Annotated in this window: 22 protein-coding genes; 10 read left to right on the top strand and 12 right to left on the bottom strand. The window is 40.2% G+C overall.

The genetic code is table 11. The features are described 5' to 3' along the window. Positions 1-59: 59 nt before the first annotated feature. The 7 genes from rplS to valS form a co-directional block, all read right to left on the bottom strand. Entirely contained in the window at positions 60-416 is a 357-nt protein-coding gene (gene rplS, locus P6280_RS01725; RefSeq protein WP_283236814.1) for a 50S ribosomal protein L19, read from the bottom strand. A 21-nt stretch (positions 417-437) separates the two neighbouring features. Then, positions 438-1127, bottom strand: a complete 690-nt coding sequence (gene trmD, locus P6280_RS01720) for a tRNA (guanosine(37)-N1)-methyltransferase TrmD (protein ID WP_000672971.1) — start codon at positions 1125-1127, stop codon at positions 438-440. Next, positions 1128-1682: a ribosome maturation factor RimM gene (rimM, locus tag P6280_RS01715; RefSeq protein WP_283236813.1), complete on the bottom strand. Its 555-nt coding sequence runs from the start codon at positions 1680-1682 to the stop codon at positions 1128-1130. Then, on the bottom strand, positions 1683-2030 hold the full coding sequence (locus P6280_RS01710; RefSeq protein WP_015642469.1) for a KH domain-containing protein: 348 nt from the start codon (positions 2028-2030) through the stop codon (positions 1683-1685). Positions 2031-2046: 16 nt separating this feature from the next. Then, positions 2047-2277: a 30S ribosomal protein S16 gene (rpsP, locus tag P6280_RS01705; RefSeq protein WP_000216130.1), complete on the bottom strand. Its 231-nt coding sequence runs from the start codon at positions 2275-2277 to the stop codon at positions 2047-2049. 73 nt (positions 2278-2350) lie between these two features. After that, the gene (ffh, locus tag P6280_RS01700; RefSeq protein ID WP_283236812.1) at positions 2351-3697 is read right to left on the bottom strand and encodes a signal recognition particle protein; all 1347 of its coding nucleotides are present in this window, start codon (positions 3695-3697) and stop codon (positions 2351-2353) included. Between the two features lie 14 nt (positions 3698-3711). Then, positions 3712-6330 (bottom strand): valine--tRNA ligase, encoded by a 2619-nt coding sequence (gene valS / locus P6280_RS01695; protein WP_283236811.1) that lies wholly within the window; start codon positions 6328-6330, stop codon positions 3712-3714. A 136-nt stretch (positions 6331-6466) separates the two neighbouring features. On the opposite strand from valS, the gene fliW reads away from it, so the two are divergent. The 6 genes from fliW to fic all read left to right on the top strand — a co-directional run bounded on the left by fliW (position 6467) and on the right by fic (position 15231). Further along, positions 6467-6874, top strand: a complete 408-nt coding sequence (gene fliW / locus P6280_RS01690) for a flagellar assembly protein FliW (RefSeq protein ID WP_096469388.1) — start codon at positions 6467-6469, stop codon at positions 6872-6874. Between the two features lie 11 nt (positions 6875-6885). Continuing rightward, complete coding sequence (gene murG, locus P6280_RS01685; RefSeq protein WP_283236810.1) at positions 6886-7947, top strand: undecaprenyldiphospho-muramoylpentapeptide beta-N-acetylglucosaminyltransferase; 1062 nt, start codon at positions 6886-6888, stop codon at positions 7945-7947. A gap of 107 nt (positions 7948-8054) precedes the next feature. After that, on the top strand, positions 8055-10151 hold the full coding sequence (hopI, locus tag P6280_RS01680) for a Hop family outer membrane protein HopI (RefSeq protein ID WP_283236809.1): 2097 nt from the start codon (positions 8055-8057) through the stop codon (positions 10149-10151). A 19-nt stretch (positions 10152-10170) separates the two neighbouring features. After that, positions 10171-13884: a Hop family outer membrane protein HopL gene (gene hopL, locus P6280_RS01675; RefSeq protein WP_283236808.1), complete on the top strand. Its 3714-nt coding sequence runs from the start codon at positions 10171-10173 to the stop codon at positions 13882-13884. A 13-nt stretch (positions 13885-13897) separates the two neighbouring features. Beyond that, positions 13898-14692, top strand: coding sequence for a pyrroline-5-carboxylate reductase (gene proC, locus P6280_RS01670; protein WP_283236807.1), 795 nt, complete (start codon positions 13898-13900; stop codon positions 14690-14692). 5 nt (positions 14693-14697) lie between these two features. Then, positions 14698-15231, top strand: a complete 534-nt coding sequence (gene fic / locus P6280_RS01665) for a protein adenylyltransferase Fic (protein WP_283236806.1) — start codon at positions 14698-14700, stop codon at positions 15229-15231. Between the two features lie 56 nt (positions 15232-15287). On the opposite strand, the gene ybeY is transcribed toward fic, so the two are convergent. The 3 genes from ybeY to P6280_RS01650 all read right to left on the bottom strand — a co-directional run bounded on the left by ybeY (position 15288) and on the right by P6280_RS01650 (position 16927). Continuing rightward, positions 15288-15710 (bottom strand): rRNA maturation RNase YbeY, encoded by a 423-nt coding sequence (gene ybeY / locus P6280_RS01660; protein ID WP_283236805.1) that lies wholly within the window; start codon positions 15708-15710, stop codon positions 15288-15290. A gap of 51 nt (positions 15711-15761) precedes the next feature. Further along, on the bottom strand, positions 15762-16256 hold the full coding sequence (locus P6280_RS01655; RefSeq protein WP_021306790.1) for a flavodoxin: 495 nt from the start codon (positions 16254-16256) through the stop codon (positions 15762-15764). An 89-nt stretch (positions 16257-16345) separates the two neighbouring features. Beyond that, entirely contained in the window at positions 16346-16927 is a 582-nt protein-coding gene (locus P6280_RS01650) for a DedA family protein (RefSeq protein WP_283236804.1), read from the bottom strand. Between the two features lie 121 nt (positions 16928-17048). Between P6280_RS01650 and ccoS the strand changes: the two genes are divergently transcribed. Together ccoS and P6280_RS01640 are read left to right on the top strand one after the other, a co-directional pair. Further along, positions 17049-17240 (top strand): cbb3-type cytochrome oxidase assembly protein CcoS, encoded by a 192-nt coding sequence (gene ccoS, locus P6280_RS01645; protein ID WP_001090943.1) that lies wholly within the window; start codon positions 17049-17051, stop codon positions 17238-17240. 21 nt (positions 17241-17261) lie between these two features. After that, entirely contained in the window at positions 17262-18230 is a 969-nt protein-coding gene (locus tag P6280_RS01640) for an NAD(P)-binding domain-containing protein (RefSeq protein WP_126130858.1), read from the top strand. 193 nt (positions 18231-18423) lie between these two features. Here P6280_RS01640 and P6280_RS01635 read toward each other — a convergent pair whose 3' ends face one another. Further along, positions 18424-19584, bottom strand: a complete 1161-nt coding sequence (locus tag P6280_RS01635; RefSeq protein WP_283236803.1) for an HP1165 family MFS efflux transporter — start codon at positions 19582-19584, stop codon at positions 18424-18426. Between the two features lie 64 nt (positions 19585-19648). Here P6280_RS01635 and pgi point away from each other — a divergent pair, with 64 nt between their 5' ends. Beyond that, on the top strand, positions 19649-21286 hold the full coding sequence (gene pgi / locus P6280_RS01630; RefSeq protein ID WP_220825918.1) for a glucose-6-phosphate isomerase: 1638 nt from the start codon (positions 19649-19651) through the stop codon (positions 21284-21286). Positions 21287-21589: 303 nt separating this feature from the next. Then, positions 21590-23005 carry an outer membrane beta-barrel protein HofH gene (hofH, locus tag P6280_RS01625; RefSeq protein WP_283236802.1) on the top strand — a complete coding sequence of 472 codons (1416 nt, stop codon included), beginning with the start codon at positions 21590-21592 and terminating at the stop codon, positions 23003-23005. A gap of 358 nt (positions 23006-23363) precedes the next feature. Here the strand turns inward: hofH and P6280_RS01620 are convergent, their stop codons facing one another. Beyond that, positions 23364-25457, bottom strand: coding sequence for a carbon starvation CstA family protein (locus P6280_RS01620; protein WP_283236801.1), 2094 nt, complete (start codon positions 25455-25457; stop codon positions 23364-23366). Between the last annotated feature and the right edge of the window lie 78 nt (positions 25458-25535).

The following is a 25535-nucleotide window of genomic DNA, read 5'->3' as shown; positions in this document are numbered from 1 at the left end:
TAAAGAAAAACTATTCTTAAAAGAAAGGGTTAAAAACTTATTCTAACCCTTAAAAAAAATTAATGGCGGATTTCTTTAATCCTTGCTGCCTTACCTTTCCTATCGCGCAAATAGTAGAGCTTCGCGCGGCGCACCCTACCCACACGCAACACCTCAACACTCGCCAAACTTTCGCTATAGAAAGGGAAAATTTTCTCCACGCCGATATTGTTAGCCCCTATTTTACGCACGCAAAAAGTCTTATCCACGCCATTGCCTCTAATCGCAATGCACACGCCCTCAAAATACTGAGTTCGTGTTTTTTCGCCTTCTTTAATGGTGATACCAAGCCTCAAAGTATCGCCGGCTTTAAATATTGGCATGGTTTTGTCTTTTAATTGAGCGTCTTCAAACTGCTGAATGTAGCGGTTTTTCATGTGTTTTCCTTAATGTCAATTTCATGATTTGTGCTGTTTGAATAAATCAAGGCGGTAAAATTTTGTCCTTAATTTTGACAAATCAAGTTTTAGTTGCTTGATTTTAGCATGATTTCCTTTAGAATATTCTAAAGGTGCAGGGATTTTATTGATTTCTTTGGATTTAAAAACAGCGTTAGCGAAATTAGGGGCTTCCAAATAATGGTTTTCAAAGCTCTCATTCTCTAAAGATTGAGCGTTACCCAAAACCCCTTGAATGTGGCGAGCGATACTATCTATCAAGCACAACGCCCCAAGTTCGCCCCCTGTTAAAATAAAATCGCCTATACAAAAAACCTCATCAGCACCAAGTTCAATAGAGCGTTCATCAAAGCCCTCATAACGCCCGCACACCAAAACGACATGCTTTTTTTGAGCCAAACGCATCGCGTCTATTTGCTTGAAAGGCTTGCCCACCGCGCTTAAAAAAATCGTGTGTTTAGGGTTTTTAACAGAATGGAGCGCGTTTTCTACCATCTCAGGGTCTAAAATTTGCCCTGCACCCCCACCAATGAGCGTGTGATCCGCTTTTTGATATTTATTAGCGCTAAAATCCCTAAGGTTCAATACTTCTAATTCAAAAAGATTTTTTTCTAACGCTCTTTTTAAAATGGAGTCTTCAAAATAAGGCCATACGAGTTGCGGGAAAAGGGTTAAAACGCTGAATTTCACTCAACTATTCTCTAAAAGCGTTTTAGCGTTATTGGTGGTTATTTTTTTGTCTTGCAAAAGGATTTCTTTGATATAAAAATCCCTATAAGGGATTAAAAAAATCTTAGCCAAACCTTTTTCAATCAAACTTCTTGCGGTTTCAACCAGAAAATAATCTATTTGAGAAATCCTTTGGATTTCTATGACTTTTCCTAAAATCTCGTTTTCTTCCACCACGCTAAGCCCTACTAAATCGCAATAAAAAAACTCCCCATCTTTTAAAACACAGAGTTTTTTACTCTCTGCTTCGCTCATAAAAAGCCCTAAATTAGTCAGCTCTTTAGCCTTTTCTGGCGTATGGATAGTTTCTAAAAACAACAGGTTTTTAGCATGTTCATAAGAATGGATTATATATTCTTTAAAAGAAGAAACATAGGAGAAAGCATTCAAGGGAGCGACACTCACCTTAACGCCTTTTTTTAAACACTCCGGAAAATCGCTCTCTAAATGAAGCTTTAACCCTCCATTAAGCCCCACGCTTTTACCAATTCTGCCCACTAAAAGCATAGAAACCATTCAAGGCGTTTGATCGCCTAAAACATGGGGATTTTTATCGCTATTTTTACTAGCAAAAACAACGATTTTATAAGAAAACCCATCTTTGGCTTTCACACCAGAAACAAACGCCTTAATCGCGCTCACCATTTTGCCCTCTTTACCGATCACATGCCCCATGTCTGATGGGTGGGTATAAATAGTGATTTGTTTGACTTTATCTTCTAAAAGCGTGTACTCTACGCTCAAAGCTTGAGGAAAAGAAACAACCTTTTTTAAATATTTTTCTAAAAAAGTTGCCACGCAATACGAATAGTCCTTACACTCAGCTTGAGAAAAAGGCGTGTTCAAAGGATCTAATTCGCGCATTCAGCCTCACAAAACCTTAGGCTTTTTGAGAAAGTTTTTCCACCCTCTCGCTCATTTTAGCCCCTACGCCTTTCCAGTAACTCAAGCGCTCCTTATCAATTTTAATATCTTTAGGCTCGCTTAAAGGGTTATAATACCCAATGGATTCAATCCAACCTCCATCCCTTCTTTTCCTAGAATCGGTTACCACCACTCTGTAAAAAGGCTTTTTCTTTCTCCCAATGCGTGTGAGTCTAATGACTGTCATTACAAAAATCTCCTAAAATATTCATATTAAGTTTGAGATTATACAACAAAAGCGCCTAAAACATGCTTAAAAATCAGCGCATTTTAGGGGGTGTTTGATTTTTAGCCTGACTCATTAGATTCATCAAATCGCTAATGCCCTTTTTATTCGTTAAGCGTTTCGCCATTTTGCTCGCTTGATCAAAGCGTTTGATGATGCGATTGATTTCAGACACTTCTAAGCCGCTCCCTAAAGCGATCCTTTTTCTTCGGCTGCCGTTTAAAATCTCGGGGTTTTCTTGCTCTTTTTTGGTCATGGAATTGACCATAGCCTTGATTTTTTTCACTTCTAAAGAGCTTTCTAAATCCGTGTCTTTTAGCGCGTTTGCCATATTCCCTAAACCTGGAATCATAGAGATTAGAGAACTCATAGAGCCTAATTTTTTCACTTTTTCAATCTGGTTTAAAAAGTCATTGAAAGTGAATTGCCCTTTTTTGAGTTTTTTGCTCAAATCTTTGGCTTCATTAGGGTTTAAAACGCTGGCGGTTTTTTCAGCGAGCGAGATAATATCTCCAGCCCCCATCAAACGCCCCACAATCCTTTCAGGCACAAACACATCTAAATCAGGGATTTTTTCCCCGCTCCCAATAAAACGCAAGGGTAAGCCTAATTGGTAAGTGATGCCTAAGGCGATACCCCCTTTAGAATCGCTGTCAAATTTGCTTAACACCACCCCACTCACGCCTATTTCTTCATTAAATGTGTTCGCGCTTTTGACCCCATCTTGCCCGCTCAATGCGTCTGCGACATACAGCACCTCATGGGGGTTTAAGATTTCTTTAACTTCTTTTAATTCTTGCATAAGCTCTTTATCAATGGCTAAACGCCCCGCGCTATCCACGAGCAAAACATCAAATTGCGCTTCTTTAGCCCTTTTTAAAGCGTTGTTAGCGATTTCTTTCACGCTTTTATTTTCTTCATAAAAAACTTCCACGCCCACCTGTTTGCCCAAAACCTTTAATTGCTCCACTGCCGCTAGGCGTTGCAAATCGCATGCGCATAAAAGCACTTTTTTATTTTTGGTTTTTAAATAATGAGCGAGTTTAGCGGTGGTGGTTGTCTTACCGCTCCCTTGCAAACCTGCCATTAAAACCACGGTGGGGGGCGTTTGAGCGAAAGTAAAACCACTGCTCCCTTTAGCGCTTAAAATTTCTAACAAACTCTTTTCTAAAGCGTCTAAAAATTGCTGCTTACCAATGCCATTAAGTTTCGTTTGACTTTCCACTTTTTTGAGCAATTCTCTAGCCACTTTATGATGCATATCATTTTTTAAAAGCGTTTTTTTCAATTCATCTAACGCCCGATCTAGCGCTTTTTCATCATCTTGAAAGCGGATTTTATTGAGTGCGTTTTTAAACCCATCGCTTAATGCTTGAAACATTTTCTATCCTTTTATTATGGTTGTTCTAACAAATCCAATTCTTGCTTAATTTTACTTTCTTTTTCTAAAAGCGTTTTTAAACTCTCTTTGGCTTTTTCTAGCACGCTTTTAGGTGCGTTTTTGACAAAATTTTCATTGTGCAAATTGAGTTTTAATTTTTCTTTTTCCAGTTTTTCTAACTGCTTTTTTAAACGCGCAACAAGCGGGCTTAAATCAAGATTTTCTAAATTCGCATGAGTTTGGCAAAATTCCCCCACATCGCTCACGCTCTTTAAAGGTTTAGAACTAATCACGCTGACTTTTTCTAGCCTCGCTAATTTTTGGGCGTAAGTTTGCAAACGCTCTGTGTTTTCTATGGCTTCCCTTAATCCCACGCTCGCTTCTTTTAAAACAATCGGTGGGGTTTCTAGCATGATTTTTAAACGCCTTAAAGACACAATGCAATCTTTAATCACTTCAAATTCATGCTCTAATGGTTCATCTTGCGTTAAATCTTTAGGGTAAGGCATGATCATGATAGAATGGGTGTTTTCTAGATCCGTGTTACTGAGCTTGTGGTATAAAGACTCGCTGATAAAAGGCATGAAAGGGTGCAAGAGTTTTAAAGCTTCTTTTAACACGCTCCCTAATTCGTCTATCGCTTCATTTTCCACTTTAGAAAATTCAATGAACCAATCGCAAAATTCCCCCCACAAAAAGCGGTATAACAAAGTCGTCGCATCATTAAAGCGATAATTATCTAAAGCGTTACGCACTTCTTTAGTTACAAAATTTAAGCGCGATTTCGCGTAACGCCCCAAAGGCGTTTGGTATTCACTCAAACGCTCTCTGTCTTTAAAAGCTTCTTGTTTGAGCTTCAAATAACTCACCGCATTGAAAATCTTGTTGGCAAAATTCTTGTTATTTTCTAAATGCGCAGTAGAAAGCTTAATGTCCCTACCCGTAGCGCACAGATTGGCTAAAGTGAAACGCAAGCTATCTGCACCGTATTTTTCTATCATCTCTAAAGGATCGATCACATTACCTTTAGATTTGCTCATTTTTTCACCCTTTTCATCCCTGACTAAGGCGTGCAAGTAAATATCTTTAAAGGGCAATTCGCCTAAAAGCGATTCGCTGCAAAAAAGCATCCTAGCCACCCAAAAAAAGAGGATGTCAAACCCGGTAATGAGCGTTGTGTTAGGGTAGAAATCTTTCAAATCGTTTTCATTAAACAAATCGCTTTTTTCTTGCCCCCACCCCAAAGTAGAGAACGCCCATAGCCCTGAACTAAACCATGTGTCTAGCACATCTTTATCTTGCTCTAGTTTTTCACTCTTACAAGTAGGGCAGTTTAAAGGGGTGTCTAGGCTTACAAACTGGTGGTTATTTTCACAAGTAAATACCGGTATTTGATGCCCCCAAAACAATTGCCTACTGATACACCAAGGGCGTAATTCCCTCATCCAAGCGTTATAATTATTGATCCAATTAGAAGGGTAGAATCGTGCCAAACCCTGTTGGATTTTTTCAATAGAACTTTGAGCGATCTCAGGCTTGACAAACCATTGCTTAGACACATAAGGCTCTACCACATTATGACAGCGATAGCAATGCCCCACTTGATGCGTGTGCTCTTCTATCTTTTCCAATAAGGCGTTTTCTTTTAATTTTTCTACGACCTTATCTCTAGCCTCCAATCGCTCCAGGTTCTCAAATTCCCCGCAATGCGCGTTTAAAATCCCCTTTTCATCAAAGATTTTAATCGCCTCCAAATGGTGGCGTTTGCCCACTTCATAATCGTTAAAATCATGCCCAGGGGTAACCTTCACACACCCTGTGCCAAACTCCATTTCCACATGCAAATCAGCGATAATAGGGATCTTGCGATTAATTAAAGGCAAGATCACTTTTTGCCCCACTAAATGCTTGTATCTCTCATCATTAGGATTGACCATAAGAGCGCTATCGCCAAACAAGGTTTCAGGGCGTGTGGTAGCCACCACTAAATAATCTTTTTGATTTTCTAAATAATATCTAATATAATACAACGCCCCCTTACGCTCTTCATACTCCACTTCAATATCGCTCAACGCCCCATCTTTAGTGCACCAATTCACCATGTAATTATCTTGAATGATTAAGCCTTTTTCATACCATTTCAAAAACGCCAATTTAACCGCTCTTTGCAAGCCCTTATCCATCGTGAAACGAGTCCTAGAAAAGGCCGCGCTCACGCCTAAATGCTTCATTTGCTCTAAAATCGCTCCCCCGCTCTTTTCTTTCCATTCCCACACTTTTTGAACGAACGCTTCACGCCCTAAATCTTCTTTTTTAATCCCTTGATTTAAAAGTTGCTTTTCTACGACATTTTGTGTTGCAATGCCGGCGTGATCCAGCCCTGGCTGATACAAAGTCTTATACCCGTCCATGCGTTTGTAGCGTGCTAAAATATCTTGCAAACTTAAAGTTAGGGCATGCCCTATGTGTAAAATGCCAGTCACATTAGGAGGGGGCATCATCAAGCAGAATCGTTTGTTTTTTTCTTGGATTGCTTCATTGCCATCAATTTCAAAATACCCCCTATGAGAGCAAATTTCATAAATCTTTTTTTCTATCTCTTCTGGTTGGTAGGTGGTGGGTTCTTGTTTCATTATTATTATTATCCTAAAATAGAGCGTTCCTTAAAAAATGGTTGGATTTGGAACGCCTTTTGCTTTTACGCTTTTAATTGTTGCGTATTTTCTTAAAATTATACAACAAAGCATTTAAATTAAAAAGGATAGTCCAGTGAATTACTTTTTAAAAGCCCCTATTTTAGGATTTGAGCATATCCATGAAGTGCGTTTGGAAAAAATTGATTCCTTATTCAGCCGATTAATTGGCCAAACCAATTCCCCCATGGCGTTGGATATGGTTTTAGTGAATCCTTATTGTTTGAGGGAATACAGCTTTGTGATACCCAAATACATAGAATTACTGCTAGAATTAGATTCTCATTCCAAAGTTGAGGTGTATTGCGTGGTCGTGTTGCAAAAAAAATTAGAAGATTCTATGGTTAATTTCTTAGCCCCTTTGGTGTTTAATTCCAAAAATGGCTTTGGCGCTCAAGTCGCACTTTCTATGATGGATTATCCGGATTTTGGCTTTAGAGATCCTTTAAAAAGCTTTGTGATTCAAGAAAGAGAACGAGCTTAAGGGTTTTTAGCATGAAATTCGCTCTCACAGGGGGAGGCACAGGTGGGCATCTCTCCATCGCTAAAGCCTTAGCCATAGAATTAGAAAAACAAGGCATAGAGGCTATTTATTTAGGCTCAACTTATGGGCAAGATAAAGAATGGTTTGAAAATAGCCCCCTGTTTAGCGAACGCTATTTTTTCAACACGCAAGGCGTGGTCAATAAAAGCTTTTTTAAAAAAATAGGCTCTTTATTCTTGCAAGCTAAAGCCGCATTTAAGGCTAAAGAAATCTTAAAAAAACACCAGATCACGCACACCATTAGCGTGGGAGGGTTTAGCGCAGGGCCGGCGAGTTTTGCAAGCTTACTCAATAAAATACCCCTTTATATCCATGAGCAAAATGCGATTAAAGGCTCTCTTAATCGCTACCTTTCCCCTAAAGCTAAAGCGGTGTTTTCAAGCTATGCCTTTAAAGATAAAGGAAATCATGTTTTAACCTCCTATCCCGTGCAAAACGCTTTTTTTGATTTTGCTAGGACTCGCACTGAAATCAAGCATATTTTATTTTTAGGCGGTTCGCAAGGGGCAAAAGCGATCAATGAATTCGCTTTATTAAACGCTCCTAAACTCACCAAACAAGGGATTAAGATCACGCATATTTGTGGCTCAGACGCTCATGAAAGAATGCGTTTTTTTTACCAGGAATTGGGGCTGTTGGATAAGATAGATTTGTTTGCTTTCCACAATAACATCACAGAAGTCATGCACAGGGCGGATTTGTGTGTGAGCCGAGCGGGTGCTAGCAGCGTGTGGGAATTGTGCGCCAATGGCTTACCCACGATTTTTATCCCCTACCCTTTTGCAAGCAATAACCACCAGTATTACAATGTCTTAGAATTTGAAAAAGAAAACCTATGCTATGTCGTGCCTCAAAATGAATTATTGCCTAAAAAACTCTTTGAAGTCATTAGAAAGCTCAACCAAAAAGACGATCAAGGCAATAAAAACCTCACCACTATCAGCAACAAATTGCAACAAAAGATCGCTAAAGACGGCGCAAAAACCATCATTGAAACGATTTTGAACACCTAAAATAGCCCATTTTAATCAACAATTAAGCGACCAACCATTAAACTTAAGCGATAAATAAGATAAAATTTAGGATAGCTCAAATCTTTTAAAAAGAAAAGGATAACCCCTTGCAAGACTTTATTTTTAATAAAAAATGGCTTATCTGTTCTAGCCTACTCCCCTTATTTTTTCTTAATCCCTTAGCGGCTGAAGATGACGGGTTTTTTATGGGGGTGAGTTATCAAACTTCTCTAGCCATTCAAAGGGTGGATAACTCAGGGCTTAACGCTAGTCAAGACGCATCCACCTACATCCGCCAAAACGCTATCGCTCTAGAATCTGCGGCAGTGCCTTTAGCCTATTATTTAGAAGCGATGGGGCAACAAACTAGAGTTTTAATGCAAATGCTCTGCCCTGATCCTTCTAAAAGATGTCTGCTCTATGCGGGGGGCTATCCTAAAGAAAATAACGGCGATACAGGCAACAACCCCCCAAGAGGCAATGTCAATGCCACCTTTGATATGCAATCTCTGGTCAGTAATTTAGACAAGCTCACCCAACTCATCGGCGAAACTTTAATCCGTAACCATGAAAATCTTTCTAACGCCAAAGTCTTTAATGTCAAATTCGGCAATCAAAGCACTGTTATTGCCTTGCCTGAAGGTCTAGCCAGTGTCATGAACGCTTTAAACGATGATATTACCAACGCTTTAACCACGCTCTGGTATAACCAAACCTTAACGAATAAATCTTTTAGCACCCCTGATGGCAGTTCTGTGAGTTTTAGCCCTGAAGTCTTGCAACACCTTTTACAAGACGGCTTAGCCACAGCAAGCGGTAATCAAACCATTTGCAGCACTCAAAACCAATGCACCGCCACTAATGAAGCTAACTCTATCGCTCAAAACGCCCAAAACATCTTCCAGGCTTTAATGCAAGCAGGGATTTTAGGGGGATTAGCCAATGAAAAGCAATTTGGCTTCACTTACAACAAAGCCCCTAATGGCAGCAATTCCCAACAAGGCTACCAAAGCTTTAGCGGCCCAGGTTATTACACTAAAAACGGCAACGCTAACGGCACGCAAGCGCCCTTAAAAGAATTACCTGCTGGAGCGACAATTGGATCAGGTAATGGCCAATATACCTACCACCCTAGCTCGGCAGTCTATTATTTAGCTGATAGCATCATCGCTAATGGCATCACCGCTTCTATGATTTTTTCAGGCATGCAAAATTTCGCCAATAAAGCCGCTAAGCTGACAGGCACTTCAAGCTATAGCCAGATGCAAGAAGCGATCAACTATGGGGAAAGCTTACTCAATAACACCGTAGCGTATGGGGATTTCATCACCAATTGGGTCGCTCCCTATTTGGATTTAAACAATAAAGGTTTGAATTTCTTGCCTAGCTATGGAGGAAAAGCTAACACTAATAATTCAACCCCACAAAATAATTTAACCCCGCAACAAGCCCAACAAGAGCAAAAAGTCATCATGAACCAACTAGAGCAAGCCACAAACGCCCCCACCCCTGCACAAATAGACAAGATCTTAGCCAACCCCTATTCCCCCACGGCAAAAACTTTAATGGCTTATGGGCTTTATCGCTCTAAAGCAGTGATTGGCGGGGTGATTGATGAAATGCAAACTAAAGTGAATCAAGTCTATCAAATGGGCTTTGCTAGGAATTTTTTGGAGCATAACTCTAATTCTAACAACATGAACGGCTTTGGCGTGAAAATGGGCTATAAGCAATTCTTTGGCAAAAAGCGCATGTTTGGGCTTAGGTATTATGGCTTTTATGATTTTGGTTACGCGCAATTTGGCGCAGGACCTTCTTTAGTGAAAACCACTCTCTCTAGCTATGGGGCAGGCACAGACTTTCTTTATAATGTTTTCACCCGAAAAAGGGGGACTGAAGCGATAGATATAGGTTTTTTTGCCGGGATCCAACTTGCAGGGCAAACCTGGAAAACGAATTTTTTAGATCAAGTGGATGGCAACCATCTTAAGCCCAAAGACACTTCTTTCCAATTCCTTTTTGATTTAGGCATAAGGACTAATTTTTCCAAAATCGCTCATCAAAGAAGATCTCGTTTTTCTCAAGGGATAGAATTTGGCGTTAAAATACCGGTGCTTTATCACACCTATTACCAATCAGAAGGCGTTACAGCGAAGTATAGAAGAGCCTTTAGTTTTTATGTGGGCTACAACATAGGCTTTTGATTAAATATAAGGGAAAAATATGATAAGAAAAGCTAAAAAATTTATACCATTCTTTTTAATTGGCTCTCTCTTAGCTGAAGACAATGGCTGGTATATGTCTGTAGGCTATCAAATCGGTGGCACGCAACAATTTATCAATAACAAACAACTCTTAGAAAATGAAAGCAGTATCAATAGCATCACTCAAAGCGCGATCAATATTGCAGGGCCTACTACCGGCCTTATCACTTTAAGCTCTCAAAGCGTCATTGACGCTTTAGGCTATGGCGTGAGTAACACCGTGGGCAACCAATTAGAGGGCATTTCTAATATCTTAAATCAAATTGGCAAAAGAAAAGACTTTTATTCTAGCCGTCAAATCTCTAGCATTTCCCAACAAATCATAGGACTTAAAGGAAGCTCTGATCCTTTGAAAGCCCATTCTTCACAAATCACAGCCAAACTTCTCTCTAACACCCAGAGCGCGTTTGATCAAGGCATCGCGCTAAGCTCTAACATCATTAGCTCTATCAATGGCCTTAATCCTAGCAACAACACCAAAGAAGTCAAAGCCCAGCTCCAAAACACCGCACAATCCATGGCAGAATTGTTGCAACAAGTTGAACACAGCATCACTAAAACCACTAGCACCACTTACGCACAATCCTTACTCTCCAATCTAACCGATGCGGTGAATGCCTCTAGCAATAATACCGCTTATGTGAGCGCTCTTGTTAACGCTTTAAACACTTTAGGGGTAGGGGTTTTCCCCACCACAACCTCAACGCATGTGGTGTTAAACCCACCGGGACAAATCGTATTTTATCCCACTAATTCCATTTTAGGCTCTACTTCTTCAAACAGCAATAACCAACAACAATACAACAACACCCTTTTAATGAACACCTTACAAGGGGAATTAAGCGCTAATAATCAAAATAACCCCAATGGTTGCGCCAATCAAGTCCAATGCTTAGAGCAATTCATCCAAAATTTAGCCCCTTTAGCCGCAACCCCCACTTCAAATAACCAAGCCAACCAGCAAGTCCAAGCCATCGCTCAAAAGCTTCAAAGCGTTGCTATCAACACTTTAGACAACAATGCGATCAACAACACCACCTATAATTTAAACAACTTGCACAACGCTTTGAATTTCCAAGCCTATCAAAGCACGATAGAACAATACAATAACGCTTTAAAACAAATTTCTTGGATCAGTTTTACTGAGCCTAAAAACTTGCTCAAAAACACTTCCAATAACTACCAAATCGGCACCGTTACCAACGCTCAAGGGCAAAATATCAGCGCCTATGATTGCGCAAGCGCTACCGGGAGTATTACTAGCAACGCTTCTAGCGGGATTTCATGCTCAGCCACAAGCTCCACAAGTTCCACAAGCAGTTTTGATAATTCTTTAGTCGCTACATCCAAAGTCCAAACCATAGGGGGCAAAGAGCAGATCGGCGTGAATTCTTTTAACCTTGTTTCTCAAGTGTGGAGCGTTTATAACTCTTTAAAAACTTCAGAAGAAAATTTGCAAAAAAACGCTAAGATACTATGCCCAAATGGCAGTAACGGCTCGCAAGATGCATGCAATAACAACAATTCTTCAGGGGGTTTGAGCATCAGCGGGAACTCCCAATTGCAAAATATTTTAAGCTCTACTACTAGCGCTAATACTCAAGCTAAAAGCAACGCTTCTAAACTAAAAGCGATGGTAATGGTGAATAATGAAGAAGAAGCTAAAACGACTAGCTTCAATCAAAGCAGTGGGGCAACCACTCAATCCCCTAACAGCACGGTGATGGGCGCTTTAAATGCCGTATTGCAAAATGTCAGCAATTTCCAACAAAGCATTCAAAACGCTTTTCAAAACCAAGAAAGTAATATCCAAGCTTGGGCGAATGCGATTTATAACACTAATGGGAGTCAATCGCAAGAAATGACTCCTAACAATAACCAAGATTTACGCATCCAATTAAGAGCGAATTTTTACCAGCTCATCAATACCATTAACCAGCAAGTACCTACAGACATGAGCGCTTTAATCGCTCAGAGCCAACAAACCCAGCAAACAAGCGGATCAGCAAGCAATAATAACCCATGCGCGAGCGGAATGAATGGGAGTGGTAGTAACTGGTGCTATCAGCAATGGTCGGATTCTAAGGCTTATTACAGCGGGTTACAAAGCGCTTTAGGGTATCAAACACAAGCAACAACTCAAAGTGGCAATAGTGGTGGGAACAGCATCACCTACAATGTCCAACAAATCACGCTCACTAGCGGTGGTTTGCTCAATCAAATTATCACAAATCTTAAAGGCGTTAATGGGAGCAGTAATGGGGGTAATGGGAACGGAACTAGTCAAATCAACACAGCCTACCAAATGCTCACAGACGCCAGCGAGGGAAAGCTGGGGACTTATAGCAATAGTGGGGGTAGTGGAGGAGGTGGCGGGGGCGGAGGCAGTAGTAATAATAACGGCTATACGCCATGCAATAGCACCAACGGGAGCAATGGAACGAGTGGGAGCAATTGTTATGGACCCAATAAACAACAAAGTGCCACCACCGCAACCACTAGCGAAAATAATAGCTTGCAAAAAGTCTATAATGACGCCCAAAAAATAGCCAACATTATCGCCAGCTCTGGGAATAATAAGGGCGTTGAAAACGGCTTAAAACAATTCTTTGAAGCGTTAAAAAACAATAGTAGCAGTCTCAGTAATTTGTGTAATGGTAATAGTGGCACTAGCTCTACTTGCTCCGGTGGGCTTATCAACCTTTTAGGGGCAATCCCCACCAATGGGGTGAGCGATACGAATAATTTAATTAATTTGCTCACCGAATTTATTAAAACCGCCGGGTTTATCCAAAATAATGACAATAATAGCAGTAGTGCTAGTCTTACAAGCGCTTTTCAAGCCATTACGAGCGCTATTTCTCAAGGGTTTCAAGCCTTGCAAAACGACATTAGCCCTAATGCGATTTTAACCTTGCTCCAAGAAATCACTTCTAACACCACCACCATTCAGTCATTCTCGCAAACCTTACGGCAGCTTTTAGGGGATAAAACATTCTTTATGGTGCAACAAAAACTCATTGATGCGATGATTAACGCTAAAAATCAGGTTCAAAACGCGCAAAATCAAGCCAATAACTACGGCTCTCAACCCGTTTTAAGCCAGTATGTGGCCGCTAAAAGCACCCAACATGGCATGAGCAATGGCTTAGGGGTTGGTTTGGGCTATAAATACTTCTTTGGTAAGGCTAGGAAATTGGGCCTTAGGCATTATTTTTTCTTTGATTACGGCTTTAGTGAAATAGGCCTAGCCAATCAAAGCGTGAAAGCGAATATCTTTGCTTATGGGGTAGGCACGGATTTTTTATGGAATCTATTCAGGAGGACTTACAACACTAAAGCGTTGAATTTTGGGCTATTTGCTGGGGTCCAACTGGGCGGTGCAACCTGGCTTAGCTCCTTAAGGCAACAAATCATTGACAATTGGGGGAACGCTAATGACATCCATTCAACGAATTTTCAAGTGGCGCTGAATTTTGGGGTGCGCACCAATTTCGCGGAGTTTAAGCGTTTTGCTAAGAAATTCCACAATCAAGGGGTTATAAGCCAAAAGAGCGTGGAATTTGGGATCAAAGTGCCTCTCATCAATCAAGCGTATTTGAGAAGCGCTGGGGCTGATGTGAGTTACAGGAGGCTTTATACTTTCTATATCAATTACATCATGGGGTTTTAAAAAAGGGTGTGTCATGGAAATCTTACAATTCATCGGCTATGGGAATATGGCTCAAGCGATTTTAGAAGGCTCTCATGAAATTTTATCCAAGCGTTTTATTTTAGAGATTACCGGGCGAAACCCTGAAAAGATCGCCCCCTTTTTACAAGAAAAAAACATTCAAGCGCGCATCATTCCCTATAAAGACGCTATTGATATACACCAAAAATTCGTGTTTTTACTTTTTAAGCCTTATAACCTTAAGGATTTTAATTATCAAGGGCAAGCTAAAAGCGTTTTGAGCGTGCTAGCTGGTGTGGGTTTTAAAGCTTTAAGCGATGCGATAGATTCTTTGCATTACCTAAAATGCATGCCCAATATCGCGAGCAAGTTCGCCCTTTCTTCTACAGCGGTGTGCGAAAAATCGCCCATGCCCTTAATAAGCCAAAAGGCTTTGAGCATTATTGAGAGTTTTGGGAATTGCGTGCGAGTGGGTAATGAAGAGTTGGTGGATGCCAGCGTGGCGACAAACGGGAGCGCGCTTGCGTTTTTAAGCTTGGTAGCGAGCAGTTTGAAAGATGCCGGTATTAGGGAGGGCTTGAACGCTAGAGATTCTTTAGAATTGGTGAAAATGAGTTTTAAAGGCTTTGCCAGGCTTTTAGAAAAAGAACGCCCCGAGATGATTATAGAGCAAATTTGCACCCCTAAAGGCGCAACGATTGAAGGCTTGAGCGTTTTAGAAAAAAAGGGGGTTAGGGGAGCGTTTATCAAAGCATGCCAAAAGAGCGTGAAAAAAATGCGCCCTAAAAATTACACTCTTAAAAAATAAGCGCGATGCATTTAGACAGGCAGAGTTTAGAAAAAGCCAAGCATTTGATCCAAAGCGGTCTGATTGACACCATAGAAGTAGGCACGATCAAAGGCTTGCAAGAAATCCATCGGTTTTTGTTTGAAGGGTTGTATGAATTTGCTGGGAAAATCAGGGATAAAAATATTGCTAAAGGAAATTTCAGGTTCGCTAACTGCTTGTATTTGGATTTGATTTTACCCAGAATTGAGAGCATGCCGCAAAGCCATTTCAATCAAATCATAGAAAAATATGTGGAAATGAATATCGCTCACCCTTTTTTGGATGGTAATGGCAGAGCGGCTAGGATATGGCTTGATTTATTGCTTAAAAAGGAATTGAAAAAAATCGTGCTTTGGGATAGGATTGATAAAGCCGCTTATTTGAGTGCTATGGAAAGAAGTCCCGTGAATGATTTGGAAATCAAAACGCTTTTAAAAAAACATTTGAGTTCTAATATCAACGATCCCTTAACTTTCATTAAAGGCATCACGCAGTCGTATTATTATGAAGGGCTTTAAAATTCCATTCTTAAAAATTAAAAGCTTTATTTGTCAGCGTTAGAGAAGGTCTAAAACTAATCCTGTGCGCGTTCAATCAAACTCAAAGGCAAGTTAAAAGCTTTAATGAGTTCGCTCTCTTTTTGGCGTTGTTCGCCCTTATCTTTTTCATGGTCACAGCCTAACAAGTGCAACACCCCATGAATGAATAAAAGAGCGATCTCATCTTCTAAGCTATGCCCTAATTTCAAGGCGTTTGTTTGAGCTAATGGCATGTTAATCACCACGCTCCCTAAAGGGGTGTGAGGAATCGCTTCTAAAGGGAAGCTTAAAACATCGGTAGCGTAATCACAACCCCTAAAATCCCTGTTAATTTCTCGCATGGTTTTATCGCTCACTAAAACAAGCTCAATAATTTGAGTGGGGGCTAAAACATTTGCGATTTTTTCTAATAATAAAAAGTCTAATTCTAGCGGGGTTTGATTGTCTATTTCTAGCATTAAAGATATAAAAAGGAGTCTAAAAAGCCCTAAAATTTAGGGCCTATAAGATTAAGCGAAAGAACCTTTAATTTGTTCTACCCATTTTGAAATCCTCTCATCAGTGAGATCATCTTGATTGTCTTCATCAATCACAAGACCCACGAATTTACCGCCTTCTACCGCTTTAGAAGCTTCAAAATGATAACCATCAGTGGGAGTTTGCCCTACCACTTTACCGGCTTTGGCTTTTTCATAAATGTGGAAAATGCCTTCTGCAAAAGTTTCGCTGTAAGTGTCTTGATCGCCCAAGCCTACAAGCCCAATGGTTTTATTCGCAAAGTCGCTCGCTTCTAGCGTGCCTAAAAAGTCTTCCCAATCTGTTTGCAAATCGCCCGCACCCGCTGTTGGAGCGACCAAAATAACCTTTGTAAAGCTATCAAATTGCTCTTTAGAAGCTTTAGCCACATCAATCACCTCGGCATTACCAATAGCCTTGCTGATTTTTTCAGCGATAGCTTCAGCGTTCCCGCTGTCTGTCCCAAAAAAGATACCAATTTTTCCCATATTCTCAATCCTTATTTTTAAGATATTAACGCATCCGCTTATACGAATGCTTGTGGGCGTAGTTTAGCGCATTTAATTAAACATCTTGCTTAAAAACCCATTTTGCGCGAATATCGTTTCAATAAAAACCATATTAAAAGCAACACAAGAACCAAACCAATAAGAAAAAACGAAGTGTAATGAGAAAGCCTTTCATACAGCGTTTTCACCCAATCGCTCGCTTGAAAAGAAACGCTCCCCACGATCAGCGCCCACAAAAAACTGGATAAAACATTAAGCCATAAAAATCTTTTTAAAGGGTATTTGCTAAAACCAACCGCCAAAGGCACAACGCTTTTAATCCCATACAAATATTTATTGACAAAAATCATGAGCAAGGCGTAGCGTTTCACCCACAAACTCGCTAAAGCAAGCTTTCTTCTGTGCTTTTGGAAATATTGCAAAAATTCTCTTTTTTGATAGCGGGCAAAGATTACAAGAGCCCCACTCCCTACCATATTCCCTAAAAAAGCGACAAGAATGGTTATTTTTATGTCCAAAGCGTGCGTGGTCACGCTCAAAATAGAAGCGATGACAATCCCCACATACCCACCCCCCAAAGAATACACAAACAAAATAAGATAACCCCACTCCTTAAAACCCTCTTGAAAACGCAACAACGCTTCTTGCATAAAACCCTCTTTTGATTCGTTTTTATTTTCATGTTATCCAAACTTATTCAACCTATTGGTGATTTAAACGCTATCTTTTAGTATAATGACAGCGTTATTCTAATAACCTAAAAAAATAGAGATGAATACAGAAATTTTAACCATCATGTTAGTTGTCTCAGTGCTTATGGGATTGATAGGCTTAATAGCGTTTTTATGGGGGGTTAAAAGCGGTCAGTTTGACGATGAAAAACGCATGCTTGAAAGCGTGTTGTATGACAGCACAAGCGATTTGAACGAAGCGATTTTACAAGAAAAACGCCAAGAGAATTAAAAAGAAAATAAAAGGATAGAAATGAACCAAGAAATTTTAGATGTGTTGATAGTGGGTGCAGGGCCTGGGGGCATTGCCACAGCCGTAGAATGCGAAATAGCCGGCGTTAAAAAGGTGCTTTTATGCGAAAAAACCGAAAGCCATTCAGGCATGATAGAGAAGTTTTATAAAGCCGGTAAAAGGATTGATAAAGATTATAAAAAGCAAATCGTGGAGCTTAAAGGGCATATCCCTTTTAAAGACAGCTTTAAAGAAGAAACTTTAGAGAATTTCACTAACCTTTTAAAAGAGCATCGCATCACGCCAAGCTATAAAACCGATATTGAGAGCGTGAAAAAAGAAGGCGAACACTTTAAAATCACCACCACTTCTAATACAACCTATCATGCTAAATTTGTGGTGGTTGCGATCGGGAAAATGGGCCAACCAAACCGCCCCACTACTTATAAAATCCCTGTTGCACTCTCCAAACAAGTGGTTTTTAGCATCAACGATTGTAAGGAAAATGAAAAAACCCTTGTGATCGGCGGAGGCAACTCAGCGGTGGAATACGCCATTGCTTTGTGTAAAACCACCCCTACCACTCTCAATTACCGCAAAAAAGAATTCAGCCGCATCAATGAAGACAACGCTAAAAACTTGCAAGAAGTCCTAGACAATAACACGCTTAAAAGCAAGCTTGGAGTGGATATTGAAAGCCTAGAAGAAAATGGCGCTCAAATTAAGGTCAATTTCACCGATAACACGAGCGAAAGTTTTGATCGCTTGCTGTATGCCATCGGCGGTTCTACCCCTTTAGAATTTTTTAAACGCTGTTCCTTAGAATTAGATCCCAGCACCAATATCCCTGTAGTGAAAGAAAATTTAGAGAGCAACAATATCCCTAATTTATTCATCGTGGGCGATATTTTATTCAAATCAGGGGCGAGCATCGCTACCGCTTTAAACCATGGCTATGATGCCGCTATAGAAATCGCTAAAAGGTTGTAGTTTTATATTTTATTCTATAGCAAAACCCATTTCCTTAAGGGGATAGGGGGTACGATAATACCCCCTTAACCCCCTTAATAAACCCCCTAACCCCCAAGACCGCTTTTTAATAAGCTATCGCTTGACTAGCGTCAAGCTCTTTTACATTTTCATTTAAAAAATGCTTTTTGGCATTTTTTGCATTCTATATTCATCACTCAGCAAACGGCTTAGCCTTATACAAAAAGAAAAAGAGCGCTATAAGCGTTAAGGCAAAATGCATGGTTATGATAGTTAGGGGCGAAAAGTAACGCAACTCCAGGCTGCTGAGCGATAAGATTAGCACAGAGACCACGCGCACACAGCTTGATAAAAGCGATGAGAGCGATGAAATGTTGTTTTTAGAAACAAATTTGGAGAATTGATACCCCAAGCAATAACTCATATAAGTGAAAAACGCCACCATGAACGCATACACCCCTATGAAACAATAAGGGATATTCGTAAGTAATAAGGGGCTAACGCCCAGCAACACCAAAAGCGAACTTAGGGCGATTTTTTGGCTGTAATTTGAAGCTTTTAAAAAATGAATGAGGATGGAAATCACTTGAAAAGCGATATAAAATATAAAAAGGTATTGCTCTTTAATGCCTTGTTTTAAAAAATACGCTTGCCACATTTGAAAATGACTCATAAAAAAGACGGGCGTAATCAAATGCCCCACTAACAAAATTTTAAGCTTGGGGTTATCTTTAAGCTCTTTAAGACTGCCTTTGACCTGCTCTTTAAGGAGTTTCAAACTTTTTTGGCTTTTAAAATCTTCTTCTTTTTCTTTAAAATAAATGACGATCGTTAGCGCACAGAGCATGATTAAAAAAATCCCCACGACATACAGCATCGCATGGACTTTGAGATACAAAAACGACCCCAAAGAACTCCCTATAATCATGCCCAAATAAGCGATTTGATTGTTTTTAGCTAAAAACCGGGACAAATCCTTTTTATTTTCTTTAATATCTGTGATGAGTGAAGCTTCAATCGTGCCGCTAGAGCATGCGCCATACAAACCATACAGCCCCCATGCTAAAAGCATGAAGATAAAGCTATCAAAAAATAGCACAAACGAAAAACTAGCGATTAAAAAGGTATTAGAAACAAGGAATAAATTTTTCCGGCTCATCAAATCCGCTAAAACGCCGCTTGGGTATTCAGCCACTAGCACGCAAAAGCTAAAAAAGGTTTGCACGAGCAAGATTTCACTCAAACTAAGCCCTTTAGAAAGCAACAGGGGAGTTAAAATCGCATGGGGCAAGCTTTGAGCGATGATTAAGAGAAAATTCGCCCCATAGTAAGCTAAAATGTTTTTTCTTAACATTTGAAAATTGTAATTAAAACTAGCTTATAATACAGCGTTATATCTTTTAATTGAAGGGGTATTGATGCTAACCCAATTAAAAACTTATCCAAAATTACTCAAACATTATGAAGAAATCAAAGAAGCACATATGCGCGATTGGTTTTCTAAAGACAAAGAGCGAGCGAGCCGTTATTTTGTGCAATTTGAAAGCTTGAGCTTGGATTATTCCAAAAACCGCTTGAACGATACCACTTTAAAGCTTCTTTTTGAATTAGCGAATGACTGCTCTTTAAAAGAAAAAATTGAAGCGATGTTTAAGGGCGAAAAAATCAACACCACCGAAAAAAGGGCCGTTTTACACACCGCTTTAAGAAGCTTGAATGACACTGAAATTTTACTAGACAACATGGAAGTGTTAAAAAGTATTAGGAGCGTTTTAAAACGCATGCGAGCCTTTAGCGATAGCGTGAGGAGCGGTAAAAGATTAGGCTATACCAATCAAGTGATCACCGATATTGTCAATATCGGCATTGGGGGGTCAGATTTGGGCGCTTTAATGGTTTGCACCGCCTTAAAACGCTACGCCCACCCGAGATTAAAAATGCATTTTGTGTCTAATGTGGATGGCACACAGATTTTAGATGTTTTAGAAAAACTCAATCCAGCCAGCACGCTTTTTATCGTGGCTTCTAAGACTTTTTCTACTCAAGAAACCTTAACCAACGCCCTAACCGCTAGAAAATGGTTTGTAGAAAGAAGTGGCGATGAAAAGCATATCGCTAAGCACTTTGTAGCGGTATCCACTAATAAAGAAGCCGTGCAACAATTTGGCATTGACGAGCATAACATGTTTGAATTTTGGGATTTTGTAGGGGGGCGCTATAGTTTGTGGTCGGCTATTGGCTTATCCATTATGATCTATTTAGGGAAGAAAAATTTTAACGCTCTTTTGAAAGGAGCGTATTTGATGGATGAGCATTTTAGAAACGCCCCTTTTGAAAGCAATTTACCCGTTTTAATGGGGCTAATTGGCGTGTGGTATATCAATTTTTTCCAATCCAAAAGCCATTTAATCGCTCCTTACGATCAGTATTTAAGGCATTTCCCTAAATTCATTCAGCAATTAGATATGGAAAGCAATGGCAAACGCATCAGCAAAAAAGGCGAAATCATCCCCTATGACACCTGCCCTGTTGTTTGGGGCGATATGGGCATTAACGCTCAGCACGCCTTTTTCCAGCTCTTGCATCAAGGCACGCATTTAATACCCATTGATTTTATCGCTTCCTTAGATAAAAAGCCTAACGCTAAAGGCCACCATGAAATTTTATTCAGCAATGTTTTAGCGCAAGCGCAAGCTTTCATGAAAGGCAAGAGTTATGAAGAAGCGCTTGGGGAATTGCTCTTTAAAGGCTTAGACAAAGATGAAGCTAAAGATTTAGCCCACCACAGGGTGTTTTTTGGCAACCGCCCTTCTAATGTCCTTTTATTAGAAAAGATTTCACCAAGTAATATGGGGGCTTTAGTGGCTCTTTATGAGCATAAAGTCTTTGTGCAAGGGGTTATTTGGGATATTAACAGCTTTGATCAATGGGGCGTGGAGCTTGGGAAAGAACTGGCCGTGCCGATTTTACAAGAATTAGAAGGGCATAAAAGCAACGCTTATTTTGACAGCTCCACTAAGCACTTAATAGAATTGTATAAAAATTACAACCAATAGGTTTTATCTTACAATAAGATAAAACCTAAAAACAATCAAGCAAAACTTAACCCCATTCTCAAGCACTCCGTTCACAATAATCCGTTAATCATAACGGATTTTATCGCCATATTAGCCATTTGAATTTAAAGAGAGTAAATTTTCCACAAATTAATCGTTTTTAGCTTTTAAAAGCTTAACTTTCTCATCATATGCATTATTTTACATATTATAATTATTTCAAAGCTAAGAATAATAAAAACTAAAGAATAGATTTATCTTTAAAAGCATTTGCATTTATCAATCTCATTTTAGGAGGCATGCATGAAAAAGGCAAGTCAGGTTTTATTCTTTGGGGCACTTTTAAGCTCTTCTTTACAAGGTTTTGAAGCTAAGCTCAACGGCTTTGTGGATCAATCCAGCACTATCGGTTTTAACCAGCATAAAATCAATAAAGAAAGAGGTATCTACCCTATGCAGCAATTCGCAACGATTGCGGGCTATTTAGGGCTTGGTTTTAGCCTGTTACCCAAAAAGGTTTCAGACCATGTTCTAAAAGGCAAAATAGGGGGCATGGTCGGATCTATTTTCTATGACGGCACGAAGAAGTTTGAAGACGGATCTGTGGCTTACAACCTCTTTGGTTATTATGATGGGTTCATGGGGGGTTATACAAACATCTTACAAAGCGATGATTTAGCGACACAAAACATGAAACACAACAAAAATGTCCGCAATTATGTCTTTAGCGATGCGTATTTAGAATACGCTTATAAGAATTATTTTGAAATAAAAGCCGGACGCTATCTCTCCACTATGCCTTATAAAAGCGGTCAAACGCAAGGCTTTCAAGTTTCTGGGCAATACAAGCATGCGCGCTTGACTTGGTTTAGCTCTTTTGGGATGGCGTTCGCTTATGGTTCGTTTTTGAAGGATTGGTTTGCCGCTAGAACCACTTATAGCGGAGGCTTTACTAAAAACGATAAGGGAGGTTATGATAGCCATGGGCGAAAGGTGCTTTATGGCACGCATGCCGTGCAACTCACCTATAAACCTCATCGTTTCCTCATAGAAGGCTTTTATTACCTTTCGCCTCAAATCTTTAACGCTCCAGGCGTTAAGATTGGTTGGGACTCTAACCCTAATTTTAGCGGCACAGGCTTTCGCTCTGATACAGCTATCATAGGGTTTTTTCCTATTTACTACCCTTGGATGATCGTTAAATCCGACGGGAGTCCGGTCTATAAATACGACACGCCTGCCACTCAAAACGGGCAGAATCTCATTATCCGCCAACGCTTTGACATCAATAATTACAATGTTTCCATCGCTTTTTATAAAGTCTTTCAAAACGCTAATGGTTGGATAGGCAATATGGGGAATCCAAGCGGTGTGATAATGGGGAGTGACAGCGTCTATGCGGGTTTTACAGGCACAGCCCTTAAAAGAGACGCCGCTACCATTCTCCTTTCTTGTGGCGGCACTCATTTTGCCAAAAAATTCACATGGAAATTCGCCACACAATACTCCAATTCAGTGGTTTCTTGGGAAGCGAGAGCGATGATCTCTTTAGGCTATAAATTCTCTGAATATTTGAGCGGCAGCGTGGATCTTGCGTATTATGGCGTGCATACTAACAAAGGCTTTAAACCGGGTGAAAACGGGCCTGTGCCTAAAAACTTCCCTGCCCTTTATTCTGACAGGAGCGCGTTATACACGGCCCTAATAGCGTCATTTTGACGCTATGATCACAAAAGATAGCAGGCGTCATTTTGATGCTATGATCACAAAAGATAGCAGGCGTTTTTTTGATGCTGTCTCCTATGATGGGATAAGCGTTTTTTTAACGCTGTTTCTCTAATCTCTATATAAAATTTCTTTTCAAGCCAAAGCCCTTTTTTAAATCATACCCATTAAGCAAAATACCTATCATCTTTAAATCATCTTTAAATCATCTTTAAAATTGAGCTTTTAAAAAATCAAGCGATAGCTTTTTAAGAGCCAAAAATAAAAACCCCAAACACCTTTAGTGTTTGCACGCTTCACGAACAAAATCAAACTTTTTTGGATTTAAAGGGGGGTTAAAACCCCTTTTTATTCAAGAGGCTTTGATATAGGGCGTTTCAGCCAATGGCGGGTAAATTTGATTTTTAAAATAAGCGTTTGAGCAAATCCTAACGCTCACTATTAAAACCAGTAGCGCTACAAGCATGAAAAACACGCACAAAATCGCATCAATAGCGTGGTTAAAAAAGGATTTTTGGAGCGTTTTTAGCGCTTTTTCATCGGTAGTGAGCGCGATTTTTTCTTTGATGATTTGCATTTGCGCCACATGCGAAACATTATTCAGCACGCTATCATTACTCTTTGGCACCACCTTTAAAATACCGCTATAAAAAGTGATAAATAAAATCAAAACTGCCGGCAAAGCGCTTATCATCGCCCCTTTAAAACGCCCCATTTTAAACAACACCACCGTAACCAACAACAACGCCATGCCCGCTAACATCTGATTGCTCACGCCAAATAAAGGCCATAGCGTATAAATCCCCCCTTTAGGATCAATCGTGCCTTGATACAAGAAATACCCCCACCCCGCCACGCACAAAAGAGTGGCAAAAATCCCAGCCTTATAAGAGCTAAGATTGCCCAAAGGCTTATAAACATTACCGAGCAAATCTTGGATCATGAAACGAGCGGTTCGTGTGCCAGCATCCACAGCGGTTAAAATGAACAAAGCTTCAAACAAAATCGCAAAATGATACCAAAACGCCATCACGCTTGGATCCCCTAAAATGTGATACACAATCATCGCTAAACCAATCGCAAAAGTGGGCGCCCCACCGGTGCGGCTCAAAATGGAGCTTTCGCCGATGTTTTTGGTCATCTCACTGATTTCTTCAGCGCTGATACTAAACCCCCATGAGCTAATCACCGAAGCCGCATCAGCTATATCTTTACCGATGCTCACTTCTGGCGAATTGATAGCGAAATAAAGCCCTGGGTGCAAAATCCCTGCGCACACCAACGCCATAAGAGCTACAACGCTCTCCATCACCATAGAGCCATAGCCCACTAGCCTTGCGTCGCTTTCTTTAGCGAGCATTTTAGGGGTCGTGCCTGAAGAAATTAAAGCATGAAAACCGCTAATCGTCCCGCAAGCCACCGTGATAAACAAGAAAGGGAACACGCTTCCTGCAAACACAGGCCCACTGCCATCTACAAAGGGCGTGATTTTAGGGATTTGTAAGGGCGGAGCGACAAAAATAATAGCCACAACCAACACCCCTATAACGCCAATTTTTAAAAAAGTGCTTAAATAATCTCGTGGAGCGAGTAAAAACCATACCGGTAAAATAGAAGCCACAAAACCATAGCCCATGATCATCCACGCTAAAGAACTGGCATCAAAGGTGAATATTGACGCTAATTTAGGATCTAAAGAAACGTATTTACCCGCATAAATCGCTATAATCAATAAGATAAAGCCAATAACAGAAACTTCTAAAATCTTATGAGGCCTGAAAAACCGCATGTAAAGCCCCATAAGAATCGCAATGGGAATGGTCATAGCGATCGTAAAAAAGCCCCAAGGCGAATGCGCTAAAGCCTTCACCACCACCATCGCTAAAATCGCAATGATAATGAGCATGATCCCTAAAATGCCCAGACTTGCGATCATGCCTACAAATTGACCCATTTCAAGCTTGATCATTTCGCCTAAAGACTTGCCATCGCGCCTAATGGAAGCAAAAAGCACCACAAAATCATGCACGCAACCCCCTAAAACCGAGCCTATCAAAATCCATAAGATAGAGGGCAAGTAACCCATTTGAGCGGCTAGTATCGGGCCTACTAAAGGGCCAGCCCCAGCAATAGCGGCGAAATGATGCCCAAAAGTGATCGCTTTATCGGTTGGCACAAAATCCCTGCCATCATTCCTTACGCATGCGGGCGTGGCTCTGTTATCATCTAGCTTTAACACCCTATAAGCGATAAAATGGCTATAAAAACGATAGCCTATGCTATAAATGCAAGCGCTCGCTACTACAAGCCATAGCGTGTTAATGCTCTCGCCCTTGTGTAAGGCTAACACCCCTAAACAGATCGCCCCTAAAATAGCGGCAACAACCCAAGCCAAAGAAACTAAACTTTTTTGCATGTCCTCTCCATTTAATGGTTGTTTAACCATTATTGTTAATTTCAGCCAGTTTTTTATTATAATTCAAAATTTCTTTGAATAAAGACTGAATGGCTCATAAACTTTCAA

Source organism: Helicobacter sp. 219-2 (assembly GCF_030053225.1).
Classification (GTDB): domain Bacteria; phylum Campylobacterota; class Campylobacteria; order Campylobacterales; family Helicobacteraceae; genus Helicobacter; species Helicobacter pylori_C.
The sequence above is the reverse complement of the archived record's forward strand: the minus strand, read 5'-3'. Positions and strand labels throughout refer to the sequence as shown.

Coding starts and splice junctions, on each gene's coding strand:
- ybeY (WP_283236805.1), bottom strand. CDS start 15,710: ATGCTAGAAATAGACAATCAAACCCCGCTAGAATTAGACTTTTTATTA.
- rplS (WP_283236814.1), bottom strand. CDS start 416: ATGAAAAACCGCTACATTCAGCAGTTTGAAGACGCTCAATTAAAAGAC.
- hofH (WP_283236802.1), top strand. CDS start 21,590: ATGAAAAAGGCAAGTCAGGTTTTATTCTTTGGGGCACTTTTAAGCTCT.
- proC (WP_283236807.1), top strand. CDS start 13,898: ATGGAAATCTTACAATTCATCGGCTATGGGAATATGGCTCAAGCGATT.
- murG (WP_283236810.1), top strand. CDS start 6,886: ATGAAATTCGCTCTCACAGGGGGAGGCACAGGTGGGCATCTCTCCATC.
- valS (WP_283236811.1), bottom strand. CDS start 6,330: ATGAAACAAGAACCCACCACCTACCAACCAGAAGAGATAGAAAAAAAG.
- P6280_RS01635 (WP_283236803.1), bottom strand. CDS start 19,584: ATGTTAAGAAAAAACATTTTAGCTTACTATGGGGCGAATTTTCTCTTA.
- rimM (WP_283236813.1), bottom strand. CDS start 1,682: ATGGTTTCTATGCTTTTAGTGGGCAGAATTGGTAAAAGCGTGGGGCTT.
- pgi (WP_220825918.1), top strand. CDS start 19,649: ATGCTAACCCAATTAAAAACTTATCCAAAATTACTCAAACATTATGAA.
- ffh (WP_283236812.1), bottom strand. CDS start 3,697: ATGTTTCAAGCATTAAGCGATGGGTTTAAAAACGCACTCAATAAAATC.
- rpsP (WP_000216130.1), bottom strand. CDS start 2,277: ATGACAGTCATTAGACTCACACGCATTGGGAGAAAGAAAAAGCCTTTT.
- P6280_RS01650 (WP_283236804.1), bottom strand. CDS start 16,927: ATGCAAGAAGCGTTGTTGCGTTTTCAAGAGGGTTTTAAGGAGTGGGGT.
- P6280_RS01640 (WP_126130858.1), top strand. CDS start 17,262: ATGAACCAAGAAATTTTAGATGTGTTGATAGTGGGTGCAGGGCCTGGG.
- ccoS (WP_001090943.1), top strand. CDS start 17,049: ATGAATACAGAAATTTTAACCATCATGTTAGTTGTCTCAGTGCTTATG.
- hopL (WP_283236808.1), top strand. CDS start 10,171: ATGATAAGAAAAGCTAAAAAATTTATACCATTCTTTTTAATTGGCTCT.
- P6280_RS01620 (WP_283236801.1), bottom strand. CDS start 25,457: ATGGTTAAACAACCATTAAATGGAGAGGACATGCAAAAAAGTTTAGTT.
- fic (WP_283236806.1), top strand. CDS start 14,698: ATGCATTTAGACAGGCAGAGTTTAGAAAAAGCCAAGCATTTGATCCAA.
- P6280_RS01655 (WP_021306790.1), bottom strand. CDS start 16,256: ATGGGAAAAATTGGTATCTTTTTTGGGACAGACAGCGGGAACGCTGAA.
- P6280_RS01710 (WP_015642469.1), bottom strand. CDS start 2,030: ATGCGCGAATTAGATCCTTTGAACACGCCTTTTTCTCAAGCTGAGTGT.